Raw genomic sequence first — 21,896 nt, 5'->3', positions numbered from 1 at the left:
AGATCCAACTCCTTTTTCATATATGTCTTATTCGTATTTTACCAAAACGTGAAGAAGTCATGCAGATTTCTATAGAAAGAGTTGATGGATGATGAGAGAGAGAATCAAGGAAGAGCTGAAAATCATCGAAGAAACGTATGACGTAAAAATTTGTCTTGCGGTCGAATCAGGCAGCAGAGCATGGGGATTCCCCTCGACTGATAGTGATTACGATGTTCGCTTTTTATATGTTCCTCGAAAAGAATGGTATTGGGCGATGGAAGAACATCGTGATGTCATTGAACGGCCGATTGATGATGTGCTTGATATCAGCGGCTGGGAGCTTAGAAAGGCACTTCGCTTATTCAATAAATCGAATCCGTCCATCATGGAATGGCTGTCTTCTGACATCATCTATGCTGAATCCTATTCATTGGCAAAGCAGCTAAGAGAATTAAAGGATCGAGCGTTTTATCCTGCAGCATTGATGTATCATTACATCAATATGGCGAAGCGGAATGAAAGCCGGCATTTACGAGGAGAGCAGGTGCGAATCAAGAAGTATTTTTATGTACTTCGTCCGCTGCTTGCCTGCCAGTGGATTGAACGCTACCGGACGGTTCCGCCGATGGACTTTCATGAACTGCTCGAGGACCTAGTGGAGGAAGGACCGCTTTTAGCGGAAATCCATGAGCTGCTCAAACGAAAAATGGACGGAGAAGAAATGGATGTAGAGAACCGCCTCGCTTATGTCCATCCATTTATCGACAAAGAGCTCGCGCGATTTGATGAATTGGTGAAAAGCTACAATCAGCCGAAAGACAACCTGATGCAAGAATTAAATGAGCTGCTGCAGTCTACCCTTGATGAGGTGTGGGCGTAAGCAGGGAAGAGCCAGCCGGATCGCGGCAGGCTCTTTTTTATCTCTTATTGTGATAAAACCACAAAAAAAGTCAGAATTTTTGTCATCTTCAAATATTGTAGCGGACAGCTTATGAGCTTTACAATAAAGACATAGCTTACAAAGAGTGGGAGGTGCCCTTTATGGAGTCGGTCACAAGAAATTTCTTCTTGTTTTTGTCAAAGAGCAGTCTCTTGAACCATATTGCTCGTAATTGGGGAAGTGCTGTTGCATCTAAGAAAATCATCGGAGGGAAGGACTTTGAGAGTGCCATCCCTGTCATCAAACGATTAAATGAACAAGGAATGGCCGTGACAGTTGATCACCTTGGTGAGTTTGTCACAAAGGCAGAGATTGCAAATGAGCGGACGACTGAGTGTATACAAACCATTCAGCGGATTGCTGAGGCGGGACTCAATTCCCACGTGTCACTCAAAATGACATCACTTGGCCTGGATATTGACGATGACCTTGTGTATCGCAATATGAAACGTATCTTAGATACGGCAGAGAAGCACCGTATCATGGTGACAATCGATATGGAGGATGAACAGCGCTGTCAAAAAACGCTGGACATTTTTAAAGAGATGAAATCTCAATATGAGTATGTCAGTACGGTCTTGCAGGCGTATTTGTACAGAACAGAAAAGGATCTTGATAACCTAAATGAGCTGCAGCCATTTTTAAGACTTGTAAAGGGTGCCTATAAGGAATCCGCCGAAGTGGCGTATCCAAACAAAAAAGACGTCGATCAGAATTATCAAAAGCTGATCGAGAAGCAATTGCTCTCAGGGAACTATACAGCCATTGCGACACATGACGATCGAATGATTGAGTTTACGAAAAATATTGTGAAAAAACACAATATACAGACAAGTCAGTTCGAATTTCAAATGCTGTACGGCATGAGATCAGAAACGCAGCAGGCACTTGTGAAAGAAGGCTATCAAATGAGGGTCTATACTCCGTATGGACGAGAGTGGTATGGCTACTACATGAGACGTCTTGCAGAACGGCCGGCAAACATTGCCTTTGCTCTAAAAGGGATGACGAGAAAATAATTTGAAACGGGAGCGTGACAAAAATGACAACACCTTACAAGCATGAACCATTCACGGATTTTAGCCAGGAAGAAAACCGCAAAGCGTTTGAACAAGCATTAGCTAAAGTAACAGAATCACTTGGTCAATCCTATCCGCTCGTGATTAATGGAGAAAGAATTGAAACGAAAGACAAGATTGTTTCGATCAATCCAGCGAAAAAGGATGAAGTGGTTGGAACCGTATCGAAGGCCGGCAAGGAAGAGGCAGAACAAGCGGTTCAAGCAGCAGCGAAAGCATTCGAAACATGGCGCTACACGTCTCCAGAAGAAAGAGCTGGCGTATTATTCAGAGCTGCGGCAAGCATTCGCCGTAAAAAGCATGAGTATTCAGCCCTTCTTGTCAAAGAAGCAGGTAAGCCTTGGAATGAAGCGGATGCAGATACAGCAGAAGCGATTGACTTCCTAGAATATTATGCCCGTCAAATGCTGGAGCTGGCGAAAGGCAAACCAGTGAACAGCCGCGAAGGCGAACGCAATCAATATGTTTACACACCAACTGGCGTGACGCTCGTGATTCCGCCGTGGAACTTCTTGTTTGCGATCATGGCAGGAACAACAGTAGCCCCAATCGTCACTGGGAATACAGTTGTTTTAAAACCAGCAAGTGCGACGCCTGTCATTGCAGCCCGTTTTGTGGAGGAGCTTGAGCAAGCCGGTCTTCCAAAGGGTGTTGTCAACTTTGTACCAGGAAGCGGAGCAGAGGTCGGGGATTACTTAGTAGATCATCCGAAAACAAGTCTGATTACATTCACTGGATCAAGAGAAGTAGGGACACGTATCTTTGAACGCGCGGCAAAAGTGCAGCCAGGACAGCAGCATTTAAAACGTGTCATTGCTGAAATGGGCGGTAAGGATACAGTGGTTGTTGATGAGGATGCAGATGTTGAATTAGCGGCTAATGCCATTTTCACATCAGCCTTCGGATTTTCAGGTCAGAAATGTTCAGCTGGATCTCGGGCTGTCGTCCACGAGAAGCTGTATGACCAAGTGGTTGAGCGAGTGAAGGAAATCACAGAAACGAAAACAACAGCCAATCCACTTTCTGCGGATGTTTACATGGGACCTGTCATTGATCAAGCGTCCTTTGACAAGATCACGGATTATATTGAGGTTGGCAAACAGGAAGGCCGCTTAGTCACTGGAGGAACGAGTGATGATTCGGAAGGATACTTTATCCACCCGACCATTTTTGCAGATCTTGAGCCAACTTCCCGTTTAATGCAAGAAGAAATCTTTGGACCAGTCTTGGCTTTCTCGAAAGTATCTAGCTTTGATGAGGCACTTGAGGTAGCCAACAACACAGAATACGGTTTAACAGGTGCTGTCATTACGAATAATCGTGATCACATCAACCGTGCGAAGCAGGAGTTCCATGTAGGGAACCTTTACTTTAACCGTAACTGCACAGGTGCCATCGTTGGTTACCACCCATTCGGCGGCTTCAAAATGTCAGGAACGGATTCAAAAGCAGGCGGTCCAGATTACCTAGCTCTGCACATGCAGGCAAAAACGATTAGTGAAATGTTTTAATATGGAAAAAGCATGAACCTGCACTGACGGGTTCATGCTTTTTTTGCCTGCCTGCGACTTGTTTCTATACAAATCTGACTGGAAAGAAGTATGATAAATGTATCACTTAATCAGGGAGCAATCGGGATGGAAGAGATATTAGAAAAGCTTCATACATTTTTTGATGTCGATAAATTAATTGCATTTATTAGCGGCTATTTAAAAAAACCAGTCATTTTAGAAAGCACAGAGTGTCAGCTCCTTGCTTATAATTCTTACAGCATTCAGCAGTTTGACCCAGTCAATCAGCAAACGATTTTCTCAAAGGAATGTCCGGGGTCTGTGGTCGATTGGTTAAAGAAAACAGGGGTAATTGAGCGGCTTTTCGCGGAATCAAAGCCTTTTTATGTGAGCGGTCATGACGAGCTCGGATTTAATCGGCGGGTGGCTGTGAGCGCCAAGCATAAACAAGAGGTAGTAGGCTTTATTTGGGTGCAGGACATTGAGGACTCCCTCTCTCAGGAGGAGCTGCAATTTTTACACGAAGCTTCCTTTCAGGTTGGAAAAGTGATTTATAAGAATAAGAAACAGCTTGAGAAAAAGGAAGGCAAGATTGAAGAGTTTTTCAAAAAGGTCATGGATGATCATTTTTATACAGAAGAAGAGCTGAAATGGGAGGCTGAGAACTTAAGCATTCCACTGCCAGCCGTATTTACCGTCATGGTCGTGCACGCTGCAGATAACAAAAGTGAGACGGCAGAAGATGTGAAGGATGTCATTCGAACGTATTTGCAGCTAGAGGATAAAGTGAATCACGTCTATTCGGTTCAAGCAGATATTGTCGTTATATTAGGCAGCCTGTCAGACCGGCACTCACCGAAAGCGACTGCCGCTGATGTCATCGCACATCTGCAATCGAAAACGCATGCACATCCTTCCCCTTTGTATATTGGGATGGGAAGAGAGTATCGTGATGTCATGAAAATGAGTACAAGTCGATTTGAAGCGATAGAGGTCGTCAAGGCAGTAAAAATTGTCGGAGGACAAGAACTGATTCCATATGATTATGAGAATTTAGGGGTCTTCCGGTTTTTAGACTCTATTTACAGCCATCAAAAAAAGAAAAACGACTTCAATCCAGATTTGTTACGCTTGAAGGAAAAAGACCGCGAGAGTCAAACCTCGTTTTTAAAAACGCTGGAAGTCTACTTATTGAATAACTGCAAGCTAAAGCCAGCTGCGGAGCAGTTGTTTATTCATCAAAATACATTAAACTATCGAATGAAACAAATTTTTGACATGACCTCGATCGACTTAAGTCATTTTAGCCAGCGATGTGAGTTATTTATTGAATTGATGCTGATGAAAAAAGATCAATAATACATGATGGAATCCGCAGGTGCACGGGATCACCTGCGGGTTTTCATGTGACATGCGAAAATGGCATACAACTGATGCATTTCGTTGTATGATAGATAAAGATTTTATGAGAAAAGTGAAAGGGGGGCCACCTTTGGGATCAGTCACCTTAGCCATTTTGATTTTCATCATGACCCTCGTCCTTGTCATTTGGCAGCCAGGACGTGTCACCATAGGATGGTCAGCATGTGGAGGCGCCATTCTTGCACTTGCCTTTGGCGTCGTTCATCTGGGCGATGTGTGGGAAGTCACGCAAATTGTATGGAACGCCACCTTTGCCTTTATTGGCATTATTATCATTTCGTTAATTTTAGATGAGATCGGTTTTTTTGAATGGGCTGCACTGCATATGGCAAAAGCCGCAAGAGGCAACGGTGTCCGCATGTTTATTTACTTAACATTGCTCGGCGCTGTTGTGGCTGCTTTTTTTGCCAACGATGGAGCGGCACTGATTTTGACCCCAATCGTTTTATCTGTGGTGAGAGCGTTGAAGCTGGATGAGCGCATGGTGCTGCCTTTTGTGATGGCAAGCGGCTTTATTGCAGACACAACCTCCTTGCCATTTGTCATTAGTAACCTGGTCAATATCGTATCAGCCGACTATTTTCATATTGGTTTTCTAGAATATACAGCGAATATGTTCGTGCCAAACCTTGTGTCGCTTGGAGCGAGCATGCTGGTTCTGTATGTATTTTACCGAAAGCTTATCCCAAAAACCTACGATCTGTCACAGGCAAAGGAACCGGCGTCAGCTATTCGAGATATCCGTATGTTCCGTTTGTCTTGGTATGTGCTCGGCTGTCTGCTTGTTGGTTATTTTGCGGGGGAGCTGATCGGTATTCCAGTGTCCATCATTGTAGGCGGAATTGCCCTTGCTTTCTTGTGGCTGGCGAGAAGAAGTCCGCAAGTGGCGACAAAGCGAGTGATCAAAGAAGCGCCGTGGTCCATTGTGTTTTTCTCGATCGGTATGTATGTCGTCGTATATGGACTGAAAAATGTCGGTCTTACAGAAATATTGGCGGCATGGATCCAGCAAGGAGCATCACATGGCTTGCTTGCAGGAACGATGTTTATGGGCGTGCTTGCCGCAGTGCTGTCCTCTGTGATGAACAATCTGCCGACCGTTTTAATTGATGCGATTGCCATTGGACATACAGATACAGCAGGTGTCATGAGAGACGGATTGATTTATGCCAATGTCATCGGCTCCAACCTTGGACCGAAAATGACCCCAATCGGCTCATTGGCGACATTGCTGTGGCTTCATGTCTTAAAGAAAAAAGGCGTCCATATCTCTTGGGGGGCGTACATGAAAGCCGGAATCATCCTGACCATCCCAACCTTGATTCTCACTTTACTCGGGTTGTATGTGTGGTTATGGCTTATTCATTAATCATCGTGTAGACAAACCCTCGCATTCGCCCTCAGGTCTGCGCTCCGGTGCTCACGAATGTCAAATTCGCTCCGCTCCGGTACTCGCCCTTTCTAGGGCTGCAAAGGTTTTCTATCACGCTGAAAAAGAGCAGATCCATGAGATCTGCTCTTTTTTTTGCTACAGATATTTCGCATAGCGTTTTTCTAAAAAGTCCTGAAGCAATGAGACGACACTGCAAATGCCCCAGTAAATGAGTGCGACCAAAATATACATGGTCATATAATCAAATTCTCGTCCGCCTACAATTTTTGCTTGCTGGAAGAGCTCTGGTACAGTAATCATTGCTGCCAGTGAGGAAGCTTTGATTAAATCGAGCATGACATTGGTCAATGGCGGCAGGGCGATGCGGACGGATTGAGGCAAAATGACACCACGCATCGTTTGCCAATAGCTGAGACCTAATGATTTAGCAGCTTCCACCTGTCCACTTGGAACAGAGGAGAGGGCCGCCCGGTTAATTTCTGCAATATAGGCAGCACTATTAAAGCTGAACCCAATAATGGCGGCAGTGACCGCTGTGAACTCAATGCCGATATAGGGGAACCCAAAATAGAGAATAAACAAAATCACTAGAATGGGCACGCCTCGCATGAATGAGATATACAGTCGTGCAGGCAGCCGAAGAATCCATGAATTCGCCATCCTGGCAAGAGCGATAAAAAAGCCAAGAATGGTACCAAAGAACATGCTCACAAAGGAAATGAGCAGCGTCAGCCAGATGCCTTTCATAACAAATGGAAATGACGCCTTTGCCAGTGCAGGATTAAATATATATTCTAAATGAATATCTCCCACGATTGCGGCTCCTTATTTGGAAATGTCGACATCTTCGACATCAGCATCAATTTTCTTAGAGACGTCTGCATGATTAAAGAATTTCTCAGAAATCTTTTTCATTGTTCCGTCTTTTTTCATGTCGCCTAATACACGATTCAATTCTTTTTGAAGCTCTTTGTTGTCCTTCTTCATAACAAAACCTTGTTCATTCGGCATGTATTTCAAGTCAGGGTGAATTGTAATATTTAATTTAGGAAATGCAGCAAGAGCCAGTGTCTGCAAGTAATAATCATTTAGAATGACATCTGTACGGCCGTTTGCAACATCCTTTAAGTATTGCTCGTTTGTCGCATTATCATAAATGACTTCCTTTGCACCGTACTTACGAGCAACATCCATATAAATCGTTGTGGCAGCCCCTGCTGCTTTCTTTCCTTTTAAATCTTTTAAAGTTTTAATGCCAGATAAATCATCTTTCCGAACGATAGCCGTTCCGTAGGAATATTTATAAGGGGTTGAAAAGGCAAACTTGTCTTTTCTGTCATCTGTGATGTCGATATCATTTGCAGCGGCATCCACTTGACCAGAATTAATGGCGCTCAGCATCCCATCATAGCCCATTTCTTTAAATTCTACTTTCACATCAAGACGTTTAAACGCTTCTTTGACGACTTCTACTTCATAGCCAGTTAATTGATCCTTGCCATTAGAAGTATCATGATAAGAAGTTGGATAAAGGGTGCCTGAAGTTGCAACCACGATTTTCCCTTTCTTTTTAATCTGATCCCACTTTGTGTCTTCAGATTGAGATGAGCCTGATTGGCTGCAAGCAGACATGATAAGAATGAAAGCAGATACAACAAGCATGATCCATATAGGTTTTTTATGATAAAAACGACTCATTTAAGAATCCTCCTCTATTTTTTATACAAAACAAAACATAGCACGCTTTTTCTGTAAGGACAACGTTTTCAGAAGAAAAGTGAAAAAGTAAGAATATTATAAGCAATTTGCGTGTTGAAATAATGTATAAAAAAGGAAAGCGAGCGCAAAATAAAGGCGAATAAAGGAGGGAACAACAATGATGAAAAAAATAAGTAGTTTGATCATCTTGTCGATGATGCTGTTATTTGGTTTTCATATAGAAACGGCTCATGGAGAAACACCTCAAATGGAAAAGCGCCCGGTGACACACCAAGTGAAATTAACAGCAGAACAACAAAAACAAATTGAAATCCTTGAACAGCAAATTCTTTCTAAGCGAAAAGAAGTCATTGAGAAATATGTACAGTACGGCGTGTTAACAAAGGAACAAGGCACACACATCACGAAACGAATGGATGAGCATTACACTCATTTGAAAAAGAATGGATTTGTTCCATTGCTGAAAAAACCACAGCACCATCGCCCATGATAATGATGAAACCGGCAGCGAAGTGCCGGTTTTTTTATTGTTGATCAGAATGTGAGACTTTCCCCATCTTGAGGGACAAAAATGGCTTGATCTGCATGATGCTCTTGAATGTAAGCCTCTAAAGCAGCTCTTGTTAACAAGCAATGATTCACTGCTTCAAGATGACAGACGACAATTTGAGCTTTTGGCTGAGAACGGTGAACGTCTAGAATCTCTTCCTTGGTCATTGTAATCGGATCGCCTTCTAAAAATTGAGCAGCACCGCTATTGACCACAATGACGTCTGGCTTGCTTGTATTCACAACCTCTTTCGGTTCATCACACCAAATGGTATCACCTGCAATATAAAGGGTAGGTTCATCAGGGTGAGAGAAAACAAAACCGCTCACCTGGCCCATCCGCTTCGCCGTTTCTCCCGTCCCATGCTGTCCGCCTGTACGTTTAATATGAACGCCGCAAATGTCCATTTCATCTTCAATACATGTGACATGCTGAAATCCAGCTTCTTCAACTTCTTTTCGATCCTTCTCCGATTGAGTATAAATTGGTTGATCCTGAGCTAATTTCCTTTTGGCCGCGTCGTCAAAGTGGTCCACATGTAAATGAGAGAGTAAGACAGCATCTGGGTGTAACAGACTGTCTAAATCTATATTTACAGGAAGATCCACAATAGGATTGTTCAAATGTTGATTGGCTGTATGAGGGAACGGTGGATATGTTCCTTTTGCTGCTAAAAAGGGATCGATTAAAAAAGTTGAATGACCATAGTGAAGGTATAAAGTAGCATTGCGAATGAGTGTAATTTTCATAAAAAGGCCTCCTTTTTTTCTGATTAAGTTTACAGTATATTAAAAGAGTTCTACGTGACAGAGGATCATGAAAGTCTTTTGGCAGAAGGGCTTGATTTTTGAAAGAGGTGAGCCAATGCTAGACCAAACAGATATGAATATTTTAAAAGAACTATCAAAGAACAGCCGATTAACGATGAAAGCTCTAGGTGAAAAAGTTCATTTAACCGGCCAAGCTGTTGCAAATCGGGTGTTAAAGCTAGAAGAAGAAGGCGTGATTGAAGCATATACCATTTCAATTGATTGGCAGACACAAAAGACGATTCAAACCTTTTTGCAGCTCTATACCCGTAGTCATCATCATGAACCACTTCTGTCGTTTCTTTATAAAAAGGAAGAAATCAAGAATTTGTTCAAAATAAGTGGTGAAGGCTGTTATATGGCTGAAGGACATTTCTCCAGTCATGATGAACTCGATCAGTTTTTAACGGAGCTGACGACTTACGCAAATTACAAACTGTCTATTGCGGTTAAACGTCTCATTCATCAGTAATAGAAGAGACGCAGGAGGAAAAGGAACGATGCAAAAATTAATCGAAAATCAAGCTGAACCGATGACAAAGGAAAGAATCAAAGCAGACTTGGTTCAACTTGGTGTGAAAAAGGGCATGATTTTATGTGTTCATTCATCTTTATCATCAATCGGCTGGGTAAACGGAGGCGCTGTAGCCGTCGTACAAGCATTGATGGAAACCTTAACAGAAGAGGGGACACTGATTATGCCCGCACAAACGTTAGAGCTTTCTGATCCCGCCGATTGGATCGATCCGCCTGTTCCTTATTCATGGTGGAAATCGATCAAAGAAACAATGCCTGCATTTGACCCAGCTTACACGACGCCAGCAGCAATGGGAAAGGTGGCGGAAACATTTTGGAAATACCCAGGCGTGGCGAGAAGCAATCATCCCCATTTTTCATTCACAGCCTGGGGGAAAAGAAAAAATGAAATTCTGAAACACCATGCACTTTCCTTTGGATTAGGAGAGCAGTCGCCTCTTGGCCGCATGTATGATCTTCATGCTCAAGTGCTGCTGCTTGGTGCATCATTTGAGAGCATGACAGCTTTTCATCTAGCTGAATACCGAATCCCTCAGCAGGACCTCATGACAAGAGGAGCCCCTATTTTAGAGAATGGGTGGAGGGTATGGAAAGAGTACCAAGATATCATCACAAGAGAAGAACTATTTGAACACATTGGCCGTGATTTTCTGAAATCAGGGGGTATCCATCAGCACAATCAAATTGGACTTGCCAGTTCATATTTACTGCCCATGAGAGAATCGGTAGACTATGCGGAAAAGTGGCTTGATCTATACGATCAGTCGTAATCTACACTGTTTGGAAATTTACATAATAAACGTCTTGATCAGGCTGCTGTGAGGTGTAGCAGGTAAGCTGATAGTTTCCTTTTGGAATGGAGAAAGACAGCACATGGGCCATGACGCTTGTGATATAAACTTGATCACTTGTAAGCGTAAAGGGAACTGTTATGGCTCTATCAACCGAGACTTGGGGCTCATCGCTATTTAATGTCACAATAATAGACGCCTTTCCATTATTGATTCCTTCAAAGGAAACTCCTTGATCTCCCGTTGCAAATCCTTGAAGAATGTCCTCATCTGTCCAATCAATGACAGGTGGTGTTTCGCTTCCGGTGTATACCGTGATTTGGTGGTAGGAGATAGATAGAGAATAGGCTTGATTTAAATGATTCATATAAAAAACTCCTTTATTTATGGATTTTCGTTGGAACGTGAATGGTTAAAGAGTGATTCTTGAGGAGAAAGTTAGGCAGCAAGACGATTGTCGCCGTCTTGCGCTATTTGGTGTGGGATCTAGATGTGAAATTGCGAGACCATTGCTTTTAAATCTCCTGCTAAATGGGCAAGCGCTTCTGATGAAGCTGTTACTTCTTCCATTGCAGCAAATTGTTCTTCTGTTAAACCGGCTACTTGCTGTGAATGTTCACTCGTTCGTTTCACGCCTTCTGTAATAGACGCAAAAGACTGTTTCGCATCGTTTGTATAAGCTGCGATTTTTTGTGTTGCACTTGATAAATGCTTAATGCCATTCGCCATTTCTCTCATCGACTGCTGGATATCATGAAATGATTCCTCTGTATGAGAGATAAGTACAGCCCCTTGAGCCGCTTCCTCTCTTACTCGTTTGATAGCATTCGTCGAATGAGTCATCTCTTTTTGTATTTCAGAAATGAGATGGGAAATCATGTTTGATGATGCTTGAGATTCTTCTGCGAGCTTTCTCACTTCGTCTGCGACAACAGCAAATCCTTTTCCATGCTCACCTGCCCGTGCTGCTTCAATTGCTGCATTAAGAGCAAGCAGGTTTGTCTGGCTGGCGATATCTGTAATGACTTTGGAAATATGATCAATTTCAGCTGAACGTGTTTCCAATGCTTGAATCGCTGTACCATTTTCTTCAATTGATTTGGCAATAGACGTCATTTGTGAATGAACTTCACCGATATTGTGTACACCTTTTTGGGCCACTTCTTGTGCGGAGTGACTTCTTGAAGCCATTTGTGCTGCATTTTCAGTGATGTTTGCCAGCTCGTTTGATACTTGAATCATTTTGTGCTCACTAGCTGTCATTTGAGCGGACTGTTCTTCTGAAGATTGTGCCACTTCTTGAATCGTGTAGGTGATTTTTTCTGATGCTGCACTCGTTTCTTCTGCGCTAGCTGACAGCTGCTCAGAGGATGTGGCCACTAATTCAGACGTGTTCATGACATTTAGAATGGTTTGATTTAGTTTTTCACGCATCTTATTGAAATGGCCAGCAAGATCAGACAATTCATCACCAGCAGTATCCGTCACATTGATGGTTAAATCACCTTCGCCTGCACTCTTAATGGCAGAAGCCATATGCTTGAGACGTGCCTGAATCCGCTTAGTGAAAATAGAAATAATGATGACCGAAACGATCAGACTTAACAAAAGGACGAGGACAAATTGTATATAGAATGACTGAAGCATTTGTGAAATCATGCTTTGATTGGCGCCAGTATAAAAAATACCAATTGTTTCGCCTGCTTCATTTTTGATCGGCATATAAGCCGTTTGATAGTCTTTCCCGGCAACATTTGCTGTGCCGTAATAGTTTTCTCCTTTATCTAAAACAGTGGTCTTCACTTCAGGAGAGACTTCTGTACCTACAGCTCGTTTCCCGTTTAACATGACATTTGTAGCAACGCGGGTATTTCCTTGAAAAATCGTGATGGTATCACCGGTATATTCGGCTAATTGGTCAACCAATGTGTCATGATCATTAATTTGCGTATTTCCTTTGAATAGCTTGTCCTCTTTAATCTGCCACGAGCCTTCTACTTTTTCATTCAGGTAGGCGTAGCCTAGTTTTAAATCACCTTTTGCTTTTTCAGTTGCCATTTGCTTGATGTTTTCTGTCATCTCGCGATTCACCACATAACCAACAACTGCGGAAAAGATGATGAGGACACTTAAAAAGATCAGCAAAATTTTGGCGCCAAGCCTCAGTTTTCCCTTTTTCTTCATGCTTTTTAACTCCTTTAGGTATAAGGTAGGATATCCCTCCTTAAGGATTATCGGCATGAAAAAAGTGTTTAAAATACCTGCATGCAGTCATGTGAAAATTTTTTTAATATAGAAAAGGGGAAAGGCTGCTAATCGATGATAAATTGAATTCTTGTGCCGTCAGGATCATCCGATAATTGATGACTTACCCACGAGCCTGCGCCTCTATTATCAGAAGGGCGTACATATTTGACAGAAGCTCCTGTGCCTCCTTCTTTGCACATTGCCATTGGCCATTCGTCACGATCATACCCGCGCTTTGTTGGAACGCCATGTAATGATCGATCCCTCTGATCATCACTATGTTTACGGTCAATTGTACAAATGGATGAATGACCTTCATCAATGGCTTCTTCTATGTGCTTGGCTGTTTCGGGATAGCGGTCTGATGGAAAATGAATCGTTTTGTCATAAGATGAATTCGCTGTCTCTTGTTTCCCTTGCTCCAGCTGGATATAGCCTGTTGCTACACCAATAACAATCAATAAAAGCAAGAGAATCATTTTAAGAAGTTTCATAGGTGCTGGCTCTCTTTCTTGTTTGCGTATTTTGTAAACAGAAGTATAGCAGAATTACTTACCAATTTCTCCTGGTTTAGAAAAAACGCCTTTTAAAATTCAAAAAACAGATTTTACTTGATTTCTTGTTTTTCATTTTTGTAGAAATTCATAAAAATTTTAATTTTGTAGATCATAAAACGATTATGCTCATCCAAAATGGCTTTATCACTGCTTTTTGAGCTAATTTCAAGAATTTAACACACAGAAATTTCAAAAAAATAAAATTGACTAGACCGATCTGCTTTAATAATATGGAGTCAAATATCAAAAAATGTCGTAATTTATCAAAATATGATTCTAATTACATTGTAGGAGGGAAGTACAAATGGCGGATGTCTCATACCGGCTCGGAATAGACATAGGCGGAACATTTACTGATTTATCGTTGATAAATGAAGCAACAGGGGAGCTGACTGAACTCAAGACACCCACAGTGACTGATGACCCAGCCCAAGGTATTATCAATGGGTTAAATCTTCTAAAAAAAAGAGGTGTTGATTTATCCAACATCCAATACCTCGTTCACGGAATGACAATCGGTCTTAATACATTATTGCAGCGAAAAGGAGCAGATTTAGCCCTTTTTGTGACAGAAGGATTTCAAGATATATTGTCACTTCAACGTTTACGACTACCCATTCCTTATGACTTCAATTCTCGTTTGCCAGAACCATTGATACCTCGGAAGCATGTATATCCAATCTCTGAAAGGTTGATACACGATGGTACGATCAAAAACCCTCTCAATCTGCAGCAGTTAGATGATGCAGTCCAGCATGTTATATCTAAAAATCTAGCAGGTATCGTCATTTCTTTTTTACATAGTTATCAAAACCCAGTTCATGAATTACAGGCAAAAGCCTATATCAATCATCATTATCCACAGTTAGAAGTCCTTACCTCATCTGAATTATGGCCTCAAATGAGGGAATACGAGCGTACAGTGATGTCTGTTGTTAATTTGTACATTCAACCAAAGGTGAAACAGTATTTACAAACACTGAAAAGTCGTTTGAAGGAAGAAGGTGTACCAATTTCTCCATACATTACACAATCAAATGGTGGTTTAATGGATGCAGAAAGTGCGGCAACCTCGCCTGTTAAGACTCTCTTTTCTGGTCCGGCAGCTGGTGTCATCGGTGCGGCGAGAATTGCAGCATCAGCTAGTGAACCCAACCTGATCACTTTTGATGTTGGGGGGACGAGTGCAGATATCTCGATTATTCAAAATGGACAGCCTACAATGGCGCAATCGAATCAGCTTTCAGGCTTCCCAATTATTCTTCCATCTGTTGCGATGTATTCAATAGGAGCAGGGGGAGGTTCGGTAGCATGGATTGATCAGGGCGGACTTCTAAAAGCGGGGCCAGAATCAGTTGGCTCAAATCCGGGACCAGCTTCGTATGGAAAGGGAGAAAAAGCAGCTTTAACTGATGCGTTTCTCATATGCGGTTATCTCAATCAAGAACGTTTTGCCGGAGGACATTTACAATTACAGTTGTCTGCGGCGAAAAAGGCCTTTCAGCCAATTGCTGATCAGCTCAACAAAACGGTTGAAGAGGCGGCTGACCAGCTCATTCAAGTAGCCGTAGCCAATATGTACACAGAATTAAGTAATGTGATGGAGCAGCAAGGATTTGACCCTAGAGATTTTAGTTTGCTGGCGTTTGGCGGAGCAGGACCGGTTGTGGCGAATTTTCTTGCGAGAGAAATTCATGCGAAAAATGTGGTTGTTCCTCCGAGTCCGGGTACATTATGTGCATTAGGTGCTCTGACCGCTGATTTTATTCATGATGCGGTGCTGTCGAAGAAAATATGCTTACAAGACTATTCGATCAACCAACTAAAACAAGATTATGAGAAGCTGTCGCGAAAAGCGACTGATTGGGTCAGCCAGCAGGACATTCAGCATATCAATCAGACATCTATTCTATTATTAGCAGACGCACGTTATCAAGGACAGGCATTTGAGATTGAATTGCCATTATCGATTGATTGGCTAAAGCAAGAACAAGACATCCACCAACTCATTGAAGCCTTTCACAAATTGCATCAGCGTCAATATGGTCATAGGGATGATCAGGCAAACATCGAGTTTACTCATTTACGCGTTCGAGTCATAGGCGAGACGCCTCCGCTGCCTTTTTCACCTGTTCATGAAAACAGCGGACATTCTGTGAAACCATATGAATATAGACGAATCTTTATAGAGGAAAAAGAATACGAAGCATCGGTTTATAACCGGGATACTCTGTCAGTAGGTTCTATTGTAAATGGGCCAGCCGTTATTGAGCAGGATGATACAACAACATTAATTTTGCCAAACTGGGCAGGCAGCATTGATCCATCAGGTAACTTAGTGATTTCAAAGGAGGCGGCTTTACATGAGAACTGATCCAGCAAAGCTTGAGATGATGCGCAGTTATTTTAATGCGATTGCATCAGGCATGGGACATGTCATTGAACGAACGTCATTTACGACCTTCGTCAAAGAATCTGCTGACTTTGCGACAGCATTAGCCACGCCTTCTGGAGATTTCTTTGTTTATCCGAAGACAGTGGGTGTGACGATCTTTTTAGGGCTGAGTCTAAAAAAAGCGATTGAAGAAAGCGGGCCGATGCAGCCAGGAGACATTATCATCACTAATGATCCTTATACGACAGATGGTTTGGCGACTCACCTGCCAGATGTCCATATCATTAAGCCAATTTTTGTAGATGGTGAAATCGTAAGCTATGCTTGGTCTTTTGTTCATGTCAGTGATGTGGGTGGACTTGTGCCTTCGAGTATTTCACCGACAGCAACGGATGTTCATCAAGAAGGATTAAGAATTCCGCCAGTAAAAATTTATGAAGGCGGGAAAGAGAATCAGGTCGTACGTACCTTTTTAAGAGCTAACAGCCGCGCTAGTCATCTAAATGATGGTGATATCAATGCGATGATTGCTGCAGTTAATACAGCAGATATTCGGTTAAAAGAAATGATTGAGAAATTCGGAAAAAACGAAGTGAAACAAGGAATGATAGACTTGCTGAAGCAAGCCGAGGATCGTGCTGGAAAGGTCATTGAAGCTATACCGGATGGAACGAGTGAATTTGCTGATTATTTAGATGATGATATGATCTCAGACGTCCCTATTCGGTTGAAAATCAAGCTAACGATCAAAGGGAAACGGCTGACGCTCGATTTTTCTGAGTGTGACCCGCAAGTAAAAACAGCCTTTAACCTTGTTACCAATGGTCAGAAGCATTCCTTTCTTTATCAAGGATTGATTAATTACATCATTAGTAAGGATCCTTTTATACCGATTAATGGTGGAATAACGTATCCAATTGACGTGATCTCTCCTAAAGGAACGCTGGTGCATCCAGAATACCCGGCTTCTGTCGGGATTCGTCATTCGATTACGATGAGGCTGTACAATGTTGTGCTAGGCGCCATTGGTAAGCTGTTACCTGAAGCAGTGCCGGCAGCAGGTGCAGGTCAATCTGCCATTGTGGTTCTCTCTGTACCTGATGATCAAACGGGTGGCAGGAAAATGTCCGTTGTCGAACCATTAGGCGGAGGCGGCGGTGCTCAAAATGGTACTGATGGAGTGGACGGTATTGATCATTCGTCAGGCTTTTTGAAGAATACCCCAATTGAGAGTTTGGAACAGCATATTGATATTCATGTTCACCGATATGAACTTCTGCCGAATACAGGTGGAGCTGGTGAAAATCGAGGCGGACATGCGATTGGTTTGGAATTTGAAATGATGAAGCCTGAATCGATGGTGACAGCACGAGGAATGGAACGGATGAAGTTTCAGCCTTGGGGATTAATGGGCGGCCGAGCAGGATCGGTTGGTGAGGTTAAGCTGATCACAGCTAATGATGAGAAACAAGACCAGCCCAAAATAGATGTTCTGCGACTTGAAAAAGGCGATATCGTTCAATTGATTTCACCAAGTGGAGGCGGCTGGGGGAATCCATTTGACAGAAAGAAAGAAAAAGTCCTTCAGGAAGTGGAAGCAGGTCTATTAAGTGAAGAAAGAGCGCTGCAGCAATATGGTGTGAAAGTATATTTAGACCAAAATGAATGGAAGATTGATGAGGAGCAGACGAGCAGGGTGCGAGAAAAGGTTGATGTTTCTGCATCTACTGACGTGTGGGATTTCGGAGAACAAAGAGCAGCTTATGAGAAAGTATGGACGGACGAAGCCAGCAGTGAGCTGGCCGTTCAGCTTCGTTCCTATCCGGCTAATGAACGTACGCACTATAAACATGCAGTTCATCAACATTTCAGTCATAGAAATGAGCCGTTAACAAAGGAAGATATTACTCAAGCACTTCGTCAAATGAATGGACAAAAAGGGGGAAATAAATCATGAAAAGAAGATTAATTGCTATTTTTGCAGGCATCCTATCAATCGTTGTACTGCTGGCCGCTTGTGGGGGAAATGGAAAGGATCAAGGCAAACAGCAGCAGACGGTGATTGTTGGCGTATATGGAGGCGATTGGGAAAAGAATATCAAACCAGTCCTTGAAAAGTTTGAAAAAGATACAGGAATTAAAGTGCAAACCGTCTCTGGGGCGGATTCTGAATGGTTTACAAAATTAAAAGCGTCAAATGGGAAAAATCCACCATATGACTTACTAATCTTACAGCCTGATACGATTCAAAGAGGTATCGCAGCAAACGTTCTTGCGCCTATCGATGAAGCTCAAGCGCCGAACGTCAAAAAACTTTACCGTTCTGTCCAAAAGAAGCTTACTGTGAATGGAAAACAATATGCAGCAGGCTTTAGTATGGGGCAGCTTGGAATTGCTTATAGAAAAGACCTCGTCAAGCAGGAACCAAACAGCTGGACTGACCTATGGAGCAGTCAGCTGAAAGGGAAGGTAGCCATTTCATCTCCGACTTATTCAGCCGGTTTGCAATTTTTTTCTGCACTTGTTCATGCGCAAGGGGGGACAGAATCAAATCCTAAGGATATTGATAAAGCATTTAAAAGTCTCGCGCAATTAAAAGGTCATGTAGCTGCTTTTCCAGATAATCCAGGATCGATTCAAACTTTGTTAGAACGTGGGGATGTCGCGGCTGTTCCATATTGGGACGGGCGAGTATTTGCACTTGAAGAAGAAGGAATGGATATTGGTTTCTCATATCCGAAAGAAGGCGCTGTTGCAGCTGTTGCGAGCTGGGCTTTAACGAAAGGAAATCAGCACGAAGAAGCGGCATACAAACTATTAAACTACTTGAGCGGAAAAGAAGCTCAGGAAGCTTTTTCGGAAAAATCTTATTATGGCATGTCTAATTCTGATGTGAAATACAATGACAAGATTAAGGGGAAAGTGAAAGTTGGAGAAAATTATTACAGCAAGCTGACTTGGGTAGATTATGAAACAGCGACCTCTGAGCTTGGCAATTGGACAAATCGATGGAACGAAGTATTAGGCGGAGGAAAATAGGTGATCGCATGAGTGGAATTCATTTAGAACACATCAGTCAGCACTTCGGTGAGCAGATTGCTCTCAACGATGTCAGTCTTACGGTGAATGAGGGAGAGTTTTTCTCCCTTCTTGGTCCTAGCGGCTGCGGAAAATCAACGTTATTAAACATCATTGGCGGTTTTTTAGAACCAACAAAAGGTGTCGTCTATATTGGTGATCAGGATGTGACAGCTTTGCCGCCTTACCAAAGAAAAACAGGTATGGTCTTTCAAAGCTATGCACTTTTTCCGCATCTGACTGTATTTGATAATGTGGCGTACGGGCTAAAGGTTCAAAAGAAAAAGAAAGCGGAAATCAAAGAGAAGGTGATGGAAAGCTTGTCTCTTGTTCAATTAGAGGCATTTGCGAAACGGATGCCCCACCAATTAAGCGGTGGTCAGCAGCAGCGGGTAGCGATTGCAAGAGCGCTGGCGATTCAGCCGTCTGTTCTCCTTCTTGATGAACCGCTCAGCAACCTGGATGCCAAACTAAGAAAAAACATGCAGACAGAGCTGCGAAATATTCAAAGGAATGTCGGGATTACAACCATTCTTGTGACACATGATCAAGAGGAAGCCTTAAGCCTTTCTGATCGGGTTGGAATTTTAGGAGAGGGAAGAATTCAGCAGATTGGGACGCCTTTAGAGGTGTACCGCCAGCCAAACAACCGATTTGTAGCTGAATTCATCGGACAGGTGAACATCTTTGAGGCCGTGTACAATGAAGCTGATGTGGCATTTACAGTTCCGCATGTAACCCATTCAAACGGTCAGCATCTTCAGCTGCAGGCTGCGGCACATCAAGAGAAGAGGGAAAAGCAACTGCTTATGCTGCGCCCTGAAAGAATCAGCATCTCTTCTGAGCAGGAGGAAGTAAAGCCGAACCATGTATCAGGCGTGCTGTCAGATGTGAGTTATATTGGGCATTCATTACGTTTGGTTGTGGGGCTTGATAATGGTGAAATCATTGTCCATGCTTCTGATGCGGCATTTCCCGAGCTGCCTGAAGTTGGAGAAACCGTCCATATCCATTGGCAGCCTGAAGATATCGTTTTCTTAGATTCGAAGGTGCATACGTGATGCGAATCAAGAAAAAGAATCAACGATTTCATTGGTTTATGCTGCTGCCAGCCTGTTTGTTTCTTGTTGTATTTTTACTAGCTCCGCTTGTGATGATGCTCGTTCTCAGTTTTCGCGATGTCGATTCGATGATGAATACATTACAAACGTATAGCTTTTCTCAATATATTCATGTGTTCACGACAGATGCATATGTAAAGGCGATTGGAAGTACTGTGTGGGTGGCTTTGCAGACAACGGTGATTTGTTTATTGATGGCATACCCCGCAGCATACGTGCTCGTCAAAGCACCTAATCCGCGTCTGCGGGCATTTTTCTATATCTTACTTGTGTCGCCGCTTTTGACAAGTGTTGTGATTCGGACATTTGCATGGATTGTTCTTCTTTCGCAAAATGGTCTGATCAATGGCATGTTACTAGATTTACAGGTAATTGAGAAGCCGCTCTCGATGCTGTGGAATATGAATGCGGTCATTATTGCCTATGTCCAAGTCATGCTGCCATTTGCAGTACTGCCGATCGCAACAAGCTTAACCGATATGGATCGTCACTTAAGACCGGCTTCTATGAGTCTTGGAGCTGGCCGGATTCGAACCTTTTTTCATGTCACCTTACCATTGACCATTCCAGGCATGGTGACTGGCGCGATCATCGTCTTCTCACTGGCAGCAGGAAGTTATATCACCCCGCTGTTAGTCGGCGGACGGATGCAGCCGCTGCTGCCGCTGTCAATTTATCAGCAGGTCATGCAGGTGTATAATTTGCCTCTTGCTGCAGCTATGTCCTTTACATTATTGGTTTGTGTGCTTGTGGTAGTCAGTCTATTAAGCTATTTATTGAAGCGTTGGGAGGCGAGGATGCATGCGTAAAAAGTCAATAGGTGACCGCTTGCTTTCCATCCTGATTTGGACTGCTGGGTCATTGGTTTATCTTTTTTTAACCATACCTGTTCTTGTGATCGTCCTATCTGCTTTTAGTCCAAATGCCTTTCCTGAATTTCCACCGACTTCGTTCTCTGTGCGCTGGTTTCATGAGGTCGTGTCAAATCCAGAATGGATGGAATCTCTTCGGATCAGTGTGATTCTGCTGTTCATCGTGACGCCTCTCACGGTTCTTTTAGGGACAATGGCTTCGTATGCTTTAGCAAGGCTTTCCTTTAAGGGAAAGGAGGCTGTCCAAGCTTTCATTCTGTCACCTCTCATGATTCCTCAGGTGGTGTTAGGGATTGCAATGCTTTACTTGTTTACGGCTATGGGCTTTACAGGGTCTTTGTGGGCGCTCGTCATTGGTCACGTCATCATTGGTTTTCCCTATGTGGTTCGAACGGTAGGCGTAAGTGTTTCGAATTTAGATCCGCGGCTTGAGCTGGCTTCAATGAATCTTGGCGCAGGACCCATTCGCACGTTTTTTCGAGTCACATTGCCTTTGATTAAGCCGGGAATCATTGCAGGAGGGGTGTTTTCTGCTGTGACGTCATTTGGGGAAATATCGATCAGTTTGTTCGTTTCCTCTCCTCAAACCATTACAATTCCTGTCAGGACCTTTAATTACATTGAGCAAACCTTTGATCCAAGTGTCAATGCGATATCTGTCATATTTATTATCATTTCTATCATTGCGCTGCTCATTATTGAAAAAACGATTGGTCTGTCTAAGGTGATGTAAATATAATGAAGAAACAAGGAGTTGTCATTTGAAATGACAACTCTTTTTTTGTTGTTTTTACAGTAAAAAAATTCATTTTTTTTAGGGAATATAGTTCTTAAGATTTAAGAATTTGCGGGGAACGCAAGGAGACCTCTATCCTACATTTTCGGTCATATTT

20 protein-coding genes are annotated in these 21,896 nt (G+C 42.8%); 14 read left to right on the top strand and 6 right to left on the bottom strand.

Annotated elements, in window-relative coordinates:
- Positions 1-91 precede the first annotated feature (91 nt).
- The 5 genes from AAZR19_RS12030 (at position 92) to AAZR19_RS12010 (ending at position 6,303) form a co-directional block, all read left to right on the top strand.
- On the top strand, positions 92-862 hold the full coding sequence (locus AAZR19_RS12030) for a nucleotidyltransferase domain-containing protein (protein WP_041106696.1): 771 nt from the start codon (positions 92-94) through the stop codon (positions 860-862).
- Between the two features lie 161 nt (positions 863-1,023).
- Positions 1,024-1,941 carry a proline dehydrogenase family protein gene (locus tag AAZR19_RS12025; RefSeq protein WP_041106626.1) on the top strand — a complete coding sequence of 306 codons (918 nt, stop codon included), beginning with the start codon at positions 1,024-1,026 and terminating at the stop codon, positions 1,939-1,941.
- A gap of 23 nt (positions 1,942-1,964) precedes the next feature.
- Positions 1,965-3,512, top strand: coding sequence for an L-glutamate gamma-semialdehyde dehydrogenase (gene pruA / locus AAZR19_RS12020; protein ID WP_041106625.1), 1,548 nt, complete (start codon positions 1,965-1,967; stop codon positions 3,510-3,512).
- A gap of 126 nt (positions 3,513-3,638) precedes the next feature.
- Positions 3,639-4,871 (top strand): PucR family transcriptional regulator, encoded by a 1,233-nt coding sequence (locus tag AAZR19_RS12015; RefSeq protein ID WP_041106624.1) that lies wholly within the window; start codon positions 3,639-3,641, stop codon positions 4,869-4,871.
- Between the two features lie 133 nt (positions 4,872-5,004).
- Positions 5,005-6,303: an arsenic transporter gene (locus AAZR19_RS12010; protein ID WP_034283290.1), complete on the top strand. Its 1,299-nt coding sequence runs from the start codon at positions 5,005-5,007 to the stop codon at positions 6,301-6,303.
- 159 nt (positions 6,304-6,462) lie between these two features.
- Here the strand turns inward: AAZR19_RS12010 and AAZR19_RS12005 are convergent, their stop codons facing one another.
- Entirely contained in the window at positions 6,463-7,140 is a 678-nt protein-coding gene (locus AAZR19_RS12005) for an amino acid ABC transporter permease (protein ID WP_034283291.1), read from the bottom strand.
- Positions 7,141-7,152: 12 nt separating this feature from the next.
- Positions 7,153-8,025, bottom strand: coding sequence for a transporter substrate-binding domain-containing protein (locus tag AAZR19_RS12000; RefSeq protein WP_024424312.1), 873 nt, complete (start codon positions 8,023-8,025; stop codon positions 7,153-7,155).
- Positions 8,026-8,206: 181 nt separating this feature from the next.
- On the opposite strand from AAZR19_RS12000, the gene AAZR19_RS11995 reads away from it, so the two are divergent.
- Positions 8,207-8,536 (top strand): YckD family protein, encoded by a 330-nt coding sequence (locus tag AAZR19_RS11995; protein ID WP_024424311.1) that lies wholly within the window; start codon positions 8,207-8,209, stop codon positions 8,534-8,536.
- A gap of 44 nt (positions 8,537-8,580) precedes the next feature.
- On the opposite strand, the gene AAZR19_RS11990 is transcribed toward AAZR19_RS11995, so the two are convergent.
- The gene (locus AAZR19_RS11990) at positions 8,581-9,345 is read right to left on the bottom strand and encodes an MBL fold metallo-hydrolase (protein WP_041106622.1); all 765 of its coding nucleotides are present in this window, start codon (positions 9,343-9,345) and stop codon (positions 8,581-8,583) included.
- A 115-nt stretch (positions 9,346-9,460) separates the two neighbouring features.
- Here AAZR19_RS11990 and AAZR19_RS11985 point away from each other — a divergent pair, with 115 nt between their 5' ends.
- Both AAZR19_RS11985 and AAZR19_RS11980 read left to right on the top strand, forming a co-directional pair.
- On the top strand, positions 9,461-9,877 hold the full coding sequence (locus tag AAZR19_RS11985) for an Lrp/AsnC family transcriptional regulator (protein ID WP_041106693.1): 417 nt from the start codon (positions 9,461-9,463) through the stop codon (positions 9,875-9,877).
- Positions 9,878-9,905: 28 nt separating this feature from the next.
- Positions 9,906-10,712, top strand: coding sequence for an aminoglycoside N(3)-acetyltransferase (locus AAZR19_RS11980; protein ID WP_041106620.1), 807 nt, complete (start codon positions 9,906-9,908; stop codon positions 10,710-10,712).
- A 1-nt stretch (position 10,713) separates the two neighbouring features.
- Here AAZR19_RS11980 and AAZR19_RS11975 read toward each other — a convergent pair whose 3' ends face one another.
- From AAZR19_RS11975 to AAZR19_RS11965, 3 genes are all read right to left on the bottom strand, one after another.
- A complete protein-coding gene (locus tag AAZR19_RS11975; protein ID WP_041106618.1) occupies positions 10,714-11,100 on the bottom strand; it encodes a competence protein ComJ in 387 nt (128 codons plus the stop codon).
- 119 nt (positions 11,101-11,219) lie between these two features.
- Positions 11,220-12,917 carry a methyl-accepting chemotaxis protein gene (locus AAZR19_RS11970; RefSeq protein WP_041106616.1) on the bottom strand — a complete coding sequence of 566 codons (1,698 nt, stop codon included), beginning with the start codon at positions 12,915-12,917 and terminating at the stop codon, positions 11,220-11,222.
- A gap of 128 nt (positions 12,918-13,045) precedes the next feature.
- A complete protein-coding gene (locus AAZR19_RS11965; protein WP_041106613.1) occupies positions 13,046-13,474 on the bottom strand; it encodes a NucA/NucB deoxyribonuclease domain-containing protein in 429 nt (142 codons plus the stop codon).
- Positions 13,475-13,841: 367 nt separating this feature from the next.
- Here AAZR19_RS11965 and AAZR19_RS11960 point away from each other — a divergent pair, with 367 nt between their 5' ends.
- Genes AAZR19_RS11960 through AAZR19_RS11935 form a run of 6 tightly spaced genes read left to right on the top strand, consistent with a single transcriptional unit; the run spans position 13,842 to position 21,736 of the window.
- Complete coding sequence (locus AAZR19_RS11960; protein WP_075622322.1) at positions 13,842-15,911, top strand: hydantoinase/oxoprolinase family protein; 2,070 nt, start codon at positions 13,842-13,844, stop codon at positions 15,909-15,911.
- A complete protein-coding gene (locus tag AAZR19_RS11955; protein ID WP_075622323.1) occupies positions 15,901-17,889 on the top strand; it encodes a hydantoinase B/oxoprolinase family protein in 1,989 nt (662 codons plus the stop codon). The genes AAZR19_RS11960 and AAZR19_RS11955 overlap by 11 nt, the downstream gene beginning before the upstream one ends.
- Positions 17,886-18,971, top strand: coding sequence for an ABC transporter substrate-binding protein (locus tag AAZR19_RS11950; protein WP_218676885.1), 1,086 nt, complete (start codon positions 17,886-17,888; stop codon positions 18,969-18,971). Before AAZR19_RS11955 ends, AAZR19_RS11950 begins: the two co-directional genes overlap by 4 nt.
- An 8-nt stretch (positions 18,972-18,979) precedes the next feature.
- Positions 18,980-20,071, top strand: coding sequence for an ABC transporter ATP-binding protein (locus tag AAZR19_RS11945; protein ID WP_076840708.1), 1,092 nt, complete (start codon positions 18,980-18,982; stop codon positions 20,069-20,071).
- Entirely contained in the window at positions 20,071-20,940 is an 870-nt protein-coding gene (locus AAZR19_RS11940) for an ABC transporter permease (RefSeq protein ID WP_024424299.1), read from the top strand. The genes AAZR19_RS11945 and AAZR19_RS11940 overlap by 1 nt, the downstream gene beginning before the upstream one ends.
- Positions 20,933-21,736 (top strand): ABC transporter permease, encoded by an 804-nt coding sequence (locus AAZR19_RS11935; protein WP_024424298.1) that lies wholly within the window; start codon positions 20,933-20,935, stop codon positions 21,734-21,736. The genes AAZR19_RS11940 and AAZR19_RS11935 overlap by 8 nt, the downstream gene beginning before the upstream one ends.
- The last annotated feature ends 160 nt before the right edge of the window (positions 21,737-21,896 follow it).

The organism is Bacillus sp. Je.9.29.b (assembly GCF_051129925.1).
In the GTDB taxonomy this organism is placed as follows: Bacteria; Bacillota; Bacilli; order Bacillales; family Bacillaceae; genus Bacillus; species Bacillus safensis.
The sequence above is the reverse complement of the archived record's forward strand: the minus strand, read 5'-3'. Positions and strand labels throughout refer to the sequence as shown.

Coding starts and splice junctions, on each gene's coding strand:
- AAZR19_RS11940 (WP_024424299.1), top strand. CDS start 20,071: ATGCGAATCAAGAAAAAGAATCAACGATTTCATTGGTTTATGCTGCTG.
- AAZR19_RS11995 (WP_024424311.1), top strand. CDS start 8,207: ATGAAAAAAATAAGTAGTTTGATCATCTTGTCGATGATGCTGTTATTT.
- AAZR19_RS12025 (WP_041106626.1), top strand. CDS start 1,024: ATGGAGTCGGTCACAAGAAATTTCTTCTTGTTTTTGTCAAAGAGCAGT.
- AAZR19_RS11985 (WP_041106693.1), top strand. CDS start 9,461: ATGCTAGACCAAACAGATATGAATATTTTAAAAGAACTATCAAAGAAC.
- AAZR19_RS11970 (WP_041106616.1), bottom strand. CDS start 12,917: ATGAAGAAAAAGGGAAAACTGAGGCTTGGCGCCAAAATTTTGCTGATC.
- AAZR19_RS11960 (WP_075622322.1), top strand. CDS start 13,842: ATGGCGGATGTCTCATACCGGCTCGGAATAGACATAGGCGGAACATTT.
- AAZR19_RS12030 (WP_041106696.1), top strand. CDS start 92: ATGAGAGAGAGAATCAAGGAAGAGCTGAAAATCATCGAAGAAACGTAT.
- AAZR19_RS12015 (WP_041106624.1), top strand. CDS start 3,639: ATGGAAGAGATATTAGAAAAGCTTCATACATTTTTTGATGTCGATAAA.
- pruA (WP_041106625.1), top strand. CDS start 1,965: ATGACAACACCTTACAAGCATGAACCATTCACGGATTTTAGCCAGGAA.
- AAZR19_RS11955 (WP_075622323.1), top strand. CDS start 15,901: ATGAGAACTGATCCAGCAAAGCTTGAGATGATGCGCAGTTATTTTAAT.
- AAZR19_RS11980 (WP_041106620.1), top strand. CDS start 9,906: ATGCAAAAATTAATCGAAAATCAAGCTGAACCGATGACAAAGGAAAGA.
- AAZR19_RS11990 (WP_041106622.1), bottom strand. CDS start 9,345: ATGAAAATTACACTCATTCGCAATGCTACTTTATACCTTCACTATGGT.
- AAZR19_RS12000 (WP_024424312.1), bottom strand. CDS start 8,025: ATGAGTCGTTTTTATCATAAAAAACCTATATGGATCATGCTTGTTGTA.
- AAZR19_RS11935 (WP_024424298.1), top strand. CDS start 20,933: ATGCGTAAAAAGTCAATAGGTGACCGCTTGCTTTCCATCCTGATTTGG.
- AAZR19_RS11945 (WP_076840708.1), top strand. CDS start 18,980: ATGAGTGGAATTCATTTAGAACACATCAGTCAGCACTTCGGTGAGCAG.
- AAZR19_RS11950 (WP_218676885.1), top strand. CDS start 17,886: ATGAAAAGAAGATTAATTGCTATTTTTGCAGGCATCCTATCAATCGTT.
- AAZR19_RS11975 (WP_041106618.1), bottom strand. CDS start 11,100: ATGAATCATTTAAATCAAGCCTATTCTCTATCTATCTCCTACCACCAA.
- AAZR19_RS11965 (WP_041106613.1), bottom strand. CDS start 13,474: ATGAAACTTCTTAAAATGATTCTCTTGCTTTTATTGATTGTTATTGGT.